Origin of the sequence: uncultured Nitrospira sp. (assembly GCA_902500695.1) — a bacterium.
Taxonomy (GTDB): Bacteria; Nitrospirota; Nitrospiria; order Nitrospirales; family UBA8639; genus Nitrospira_E.
Genome location: CABVRQ010000040.1, coordinates 1 through 5,561, shown reverse-complemented (window position 1 = coordinate 5,561; position 5,561 = coordinate 1). Strand labels below are relative to the sequence as shown.

Genomic DNA, 5,561 nt, shown 5'->3' with positions numbered 1-5,561 from the left:
CCCAACGGGGATCGCTCCAGATGCAAGGAGCCGCCATACAGCACGGCAATATCAAAGACGATGTCGAGCCCCAGGCCGCTACCCGGTGTGGCTTCATCAAGCCTGCGTCCTCGTTGAATGACCACAGCTTCCTGGCCTTCGGGGATACCAGGACCATCATCATCAACAACGACCCGCCATTTGTCCCCGGCCCGCTCTCCACGAATCTGAACTTCTCTCTTGGCCCATTTGCAGGCGTTGTCTATGACATTGCCCAACATTTCTTCTAAATCCTGGACATCGCCATGGAAATAGACCTCCTCCAGTCCTATCAAATGAATGTTGAGAGCTTTGCCCTTGTAAAGATGATCCATCGAAAAACGCAGATCCTCGGCTATGGTCCCGACAGGCGTTCGGATACCCGTGAATCGATTCGCTCCCCCCGCTCTGGCCCGTGAGAGATACCGATGCACCGAGTGGGTCATGTTCTTCAGTTGTTCTCCCATCAGGCTCCCCTGTTCCCCTTCCATGGCACGGGCCTCATTCGTCAGGACCGTTAAAGGATTCTTTAGCGCATGAGCCAAATTCGCGGTTTGGGTTCGAGCTCGCTCAAGGAGAGCCGCATTATGATCCAGGAGCGCGTTCAGCTCCGAGACAACGGGTTGCACTTCCCCTGGAAAACTTTCCGGAAGCCTGGCTGTTTTCCCCAATCGGGTTTCCGCCAAGGCCTGTTGTAACCGGGAAAGCGGGCGTAACCCGATCCGAATCTGAAAGAAAACGGCACTCACTAATCCTACCCCCAATGCCGTCAGCGTGATCAACAACATTTTGGAAAATTCCTGGACATCCTGATCAATATTGGAAACGGGACCGGCCACCACAAACGTAAATGAGGCTTCTGAATCGGGCAAGGTGACATTTTCAACAAGGCCGCGTAACGCCATTCCCTCGGGCCCTCTGAGAGCCTGGACCTGTAAACCGGTCCCGATGCCCGGATCGGTGACCTCAAGGGTATGCTGCCACAGGGAGCGGGAGCGGGCGACCAATTTCCCGTTTTCGAGAATTTGCCAATACCAACCGGATAAAGGCCGGTGAAAGCGAAGATTGGAAGGCGTCCAGGTCATCTCTAACACTCCCGACCTGGTAGAAATATCGCTGGCCGCAATGTTGCCCTTGAGCTGATCAAACATGAAGTCATCAAATCGGCGTTCCACATGGGAGCGAAACAGAAGCATTAACAGCACCCCGACCACCACAAGAGTCAGTACCACCCACACGCTCGATAAAATCAGGAGGCGCAGGGCCAGCGTGTTACGCTTCATGGTCGAACTCGGTGAGTTGGTATCCCTTACCCCGGTGAGTGCTGATAAACGAAGCCCCTAGCTTCTTTCTTAATCGATTGATTAAGACTTCAATCACATTAGAATCCCGATCAAAGTCCTGGTTGTAGATATGTTCCGTGAGTTCGGTCTTCGATATGATGGCGTGAGGATGATGGAGAAAATACGATAAGGTACGAAATTCCAGCGCAGTCAATTCCAAGGGTTGATCGTGAACGGTCACCCGTTGGCTACTGGTGTCGAGGGTGACCGAACCCCACGTCAGAACGGCGCTGGCGTGGCCCGCAGCCCGCCGAATGAGCGCTTCTATTCGAGCCACAACCTCTTCAAGCTCAAAGGGTTTCGTCAGATAATCATCCGCGCCAGCCCGTAAACCCAACACTTTTTCCCGCCAGGTATCCCTCGCCGTTAAAATAAGGACAGGCATCGTACGTCCCGCTTGACGCCAACGTTGTAACACCGTCAAGCCTTCACATTTCGGAAGACCCAAATCCAGAATCACCGCGTCGTAGGATTCCGACTGGCCGAAGAACTCCCCTTGCTCCCCATCAGAGGCCACATCCACGGCATACGCGCCGCGCTGCAGCGCATCGGCAATTTGCCTGGCCACCTGTGGGTTATCTTCAACAACGAGCACCCTCATGGGATCAACCTGGGGCAAACGGTCCTCATCACGGTGAATGGTCTCGCTGACCTTTGACCGTGAGAACCGTCATCGTTTTGGCATCGTAGTCGATTTTCAGTACATTACCCTGAGGGGTCAGTAACTTGACCTCATAGACCCAGCGCAAAGCCTCCTCTTCTAATTCCAACTCAAGAATTATTCCCTCAAACTCTTTTTGCACCTTTTGGAACAATTGCTCGACAGGAACCACTTCGGCCTTTAATTGTTGATACCCGGGAATGTCGTCATCCGGATAAGCTGGTGGGAGAAATCCGAACAGTCCGATAATAACCCCGAAGATCCACGGTAATACAATCCTCTCGTTTTCGGATATTTTCTGCCGATCAACTTTCATTTCCTCCCCCTCCTTTCCCTTTGCGGCCATACAGGAAAAACTCTCTGGAACAGAATCTTATCATGACCAACCTTACGCCAAGCTTAAAATTCTGTTAAGGGCAATCTCAGGATATAAGAAATACCTTATCTATCATCATTCACAAAAAACACTCTCAGAGGAACAACACGCCATGAACGGTAGTCGGTAGGGTGGGTCATCTCGCAGCCAATAGACAGCAAGAACGGCCATCGAGGACGACGAATAGGGCGTGAGGAGGCCCAGGACCCCGACAATCCATGGGTCGAATTGATTCCACCGATAAGAAGCCCACCCTCGGATTAAATACCTTTCAACTTTTCCCCTCCAGTCCCCACTCCTCATCATCCCTCCCAGATATACGTTGAGGGATTTCAAGAAGGCTTTGTCAAACTGCGCATTCTAGGAGTGCATCGACGAAATATCAGAACCCAAAAATAATCCGTGCAGCAGCGACTGGAAAATTCTGATGTTCTGTGCTTTCCATCCCGAATCCGAATTGTATCTTCGTATGTTTGGCTAAACGAACATGCAGTTGGGGCATCACTATCATTAAATCAGGGCGCTTTGGTCGAGATTCCCAATTCATCTCTAATCCCATTTGAAAAGTTTTCGAGAATGAATAATTAAGGTTTCCATTCACCAATCCCTCAAGATGCCCGTGAGACCCGATGTCCGTAAGACGCAATCCCGTCATATTCTGCATACTCCAATGCCTATTGAACTGATATCCAAATACGTAGAGCAGGTCATTCTCAAACCCTCCACCACCTTTAAACTCTCCAGGATCATCTTCAAACTCTCCACTCGCATCTTCAAACCGTGAAAGATGCCTATGGTATTCACCAATATATTGCCACCCGTGAATAAACCGACTATTTCGGAGAAAATTAAATGTGCCTTGTAATCCCAGTTTATAGGCTTTCACGACACCGTTTTGCATCGGTAATTCAAATTCAATCCCATAGCCATCTGCAAAGGCGTACTCGAATTCAGGATTGAATCTCATGGCATCGTCTTTGAAATCATATTGAAACAGGGCATTGAACTCGTACTCATTTTTGTGGGCTCCCAAGGGTAACACCAAATCAAAAACCATGGGCTCGGGGAGACGAGGAGAGTCGCTATATGTTCCACGTTCAGAGGCATGGGTGATATTCGAAAAAGTCATAAGAAGAAGAAACCAGACTGAAATTGTTGAAGTGTTCATTCCTAATTTTCTCTCCGTCCTTTCTCCATAAATTCATAATTCTGCCCCTATCTGGAATCGCACCCTAACGATCCAACATTTAAGCCAGGCTGAAATGCATTTTCAGCGTGGCTTCAGGATGCTGGGGGTACAATCCCAAAAGAATAATGACAGGCTTGAGAGCCAACGAAAGGAGGTTTAAGGAATAATCGGTGAGATCAACGGACCCATCATTCGTGGGGTGTTGTTGGTGGGATGAGTGATTGGGCTATCAGCTGAAACAAGTCTTAGGTGCCTTACACGTCAAACCTTTTTCAACCAAGGAGAAACATCATGAGCAAACACATTATCTTCATGACCGTCGGATTTCTTTTATTGAGTACTCTCACTCTCTGGGCGCAATTCCAGGGACCAGGAACGCCTGGCATTACGACTGTATCTGCCGCTCAAGAGGCGGTTGATGATTCCTGGGTGATGCTTAGCGGCACCATCCTTCGCCAAGTAGGAGAAGAACGCTACCTTTTTCAGGATGCTACTGGGACAATGATCGTCGAAATCGATCATGAAGATTGGGGAAATGTCACCGTCAATCCGGAAACCATCCTGCGGGTATCGGGAGAAATCGATCGAGAATGGGGGACGACGGAAATTGAGGTGAAACAAATCGAGACGGAGAACGTCTCAAGTCCGGACCTGAGCCGGTTGCAACCGGACCATTCCGATCACAACCCAATTGACGGTATGCCGACTTCAGGTCAGAGCGTAAGCCTGCTTCAACTGCATTAAGGAGGAACGGTCTAGCAAGGCTTCACACCCTCCATCAATTGGTGGAGGGTGTGAGCAACAGAATCGCCGGGATGTTGATCCTGAATGCATTTTCGTAATCGGGGGTCCGACATGGCAAGTGGGATCAGCAGATTAACCGAGCCGATCTTACTCAACGGTTGAGACGTTGAGCATGAACATCAGGACGGTATAGCGGTATTTACCATCAGAATATCTTCGTAGATGCGGCCAACCAAGGAGGACATATGAGCAATTTCTACATGCCTGGCGGAACCCATGCCTGGTATACACCCGGACAAATCTTTACCTGGCTTCAAGAACAGCGTTATCAGGTTTTTAGCATTCTGTATGATGATCAATGGTATGTCGTTGAAGCTCGTGATCCGGAGGGCACATGGGTTGAATTGAAGGTCACACCCAAAACCAGAACCATCATTGCGTGGAAATTCCTCGAAGAACCCTGCTGTGAATTTTCGCAGGATGGATAGATTCCATAGACCTGCTGATGGAGGTCGTATAGAGAATGAGACTACAAGAGGCTATCTTTCCATCATTCGTGATGGCCCTGCTTTTTAGATTTTGCACCTTGCGTTCTTGGAATTGGGTGTCATGAATATTTTAGCGGCCTAACTAGGGCAGAGGGTGATTTCGCAAATTCTTGAGTAACAAGGGATAGGGGGGATTAATGTGTGAACGAAACACACATTCCTTCAGAAAAATTGTCTGGTTATCCTAAATCCCGTCAATAAAATTACCACAGACTTCTTCACTCCCATTCTCATAAAGGAAATTTCCTTGGTGCCTATACCCCTTCCCCATTTTGCCTCCCGGAGACTCCTCCGGACACGATAAACGCCATGACATCCGCGCTTTCCACTTCCAGCGGGCGGATTTGCTCTTTGGGAAATATCAGCAAATGGCCTGCAAAGTTATAGGCTTGTGGGAAATAAACCGCCACATGGTCCATTAAGCCAAGGAATTGCAAATCGCTTCGCGTCAGAAATCCCAAAGCTTTTCCATATCCATTGGGGTTCAGAGTCACTAACACCGGCTGGTCGAACCGACGCTTTTCTCCCATAAACGCCGCGATCAGATCCTTGAGCGAGGTATACAGAATTTTGACGTACGGCGCCTTGACCAACACCCGTTCCAACACATCTAACATTTTTTGCACAAACACCGTGGACGCATACCGGCCGGTCAAGGTGATTAACCCAACCGTGACCAGAA

Annotated in this window: 7 protein-coding genes; 2 read left to right on the top strand and 5 right to left on the bottom strand. The window is 49.3% G+C overall.

Features of this window, described 5'->3' with window-relative positions:
• The 4 genes from AAH187_RS11245 to AAH187_RS11230 all read right to left on the bottom strand — a co-directional run.
• On the bottom strand, positions 1-1,301 hold a 1,301-nt coding region (locus AAH187_RS11245), incomplete at its 3' end, for a HAMP domain-containing sensor histidine kinase (protein ID WP_342348552.1).
• Complete coding sequence (locus tag AAH187_RS11240) at positions 1,291-1,962, bottom strand: response regulator transcription factor (protein ID WP_342348551.1); 672 nt, start codon at positions 1,960-1,962, stop codon at positions 1,291-1,293. The genes AAH187_RS11245 and AAH187_RS11240, both read right to left, overlap by 11 nt.
• A 28-nt stretch (positions 1,963-1,990) precedes the next feature.
• The gene (locus AAH187_RS11235; protein WP_342348550.1) at positions 1,991-2,338 is read right to left on the bottom strand and encodes a PepSY domain-containing protein; all 348 of its coding nucleotides are present in this window, start codon (positions 2,336-2,338) and stop codon (positions 1,991-1,993) included.
• Between the two features lie 442 nt (positions 2,339-2,780).
• Entirely contained in the window at positions 2,781-3,566 is a 786-nt protein-coding gene (locus tag AAH187_RS11230; protein ID WP_342348549.1) for a hypothetical protein, read from the bottom strand.
• A gap of 312 nt (positions 3,567-3,878) precedes the next feature.
• On the opposite strand from AAH187_RS11230, the gene AAH187_RS11225 reads away from it, so the two are divergent.
• Complete coding sequence (locus AAH187_RS11225) at positions 3,879-4,331, top strand: NirD/YgiW/YdeI family stress tolerance protein (protein WP_342348548.1); 453 nt, start codon at positions 3,879-3,881, stop codon at positions 4,329-4,331.
• Between the two features lie 245 nt (positions 4,332-4,576).
• Entirely contained in the window at positions 4,577-4,819 is a 243-nt protein-coding gene (locus AAH187_RS11220) for a hypothetical protein (RefSeq protein WP_342348547.1), read from the top strand.
• A 314-nt stretch (positions 4,820-5,133) separates the two neighbouring features.
• On the opposite strand, the gene AAH187_RS11215 is transcribed toward AAH187_RS11220, so the two are convergent.
• A partial coding sequence (locus AAH187_RS11215) for a DUF502 domain-containing protein (protein WP_342348546.1) occupies positions 5,134-5,561 on the bottom strand: 428 nt, incomplete at its 5' end.

Coding starts and splice junctions, on each gene's coding strand:
- AAH187_RS11225 (WP_342348548.1), top strand. CDS start 3,879: ATGAGCAAACACATTATCTTCATGACCGTCGGATTTCTTTTATTGAGT.
- AAH187_RS11235 (WP_342348550.1), bottom strand. CDS start 2,338: ATGAAAGTTGATCGGCAGAAAATATCCGAAAACGAGAGGATTGTATTA.
- AAH187_RS11220 (WP_342348547.1), top strand. CDS start 4,577: ATGAGCAATTTCTACATGCCTGGCGGAACCCATGCCTGGTATACACCC.
- AAH187_RS11230 (WP_342348549.1), bottom strand. CDS start 3,566: ATGAACACTTCAACAATTTCAGTCTGGTTTCTTCTTCTTATGACTTTT.
- AAH187_RS11240 (WP_342348551.1), bottom strand. CDS start 1,962: ATGAGGGTGCTCGTTGTTGAAGATAACCCACAGGTGGCCAGGCAAATT.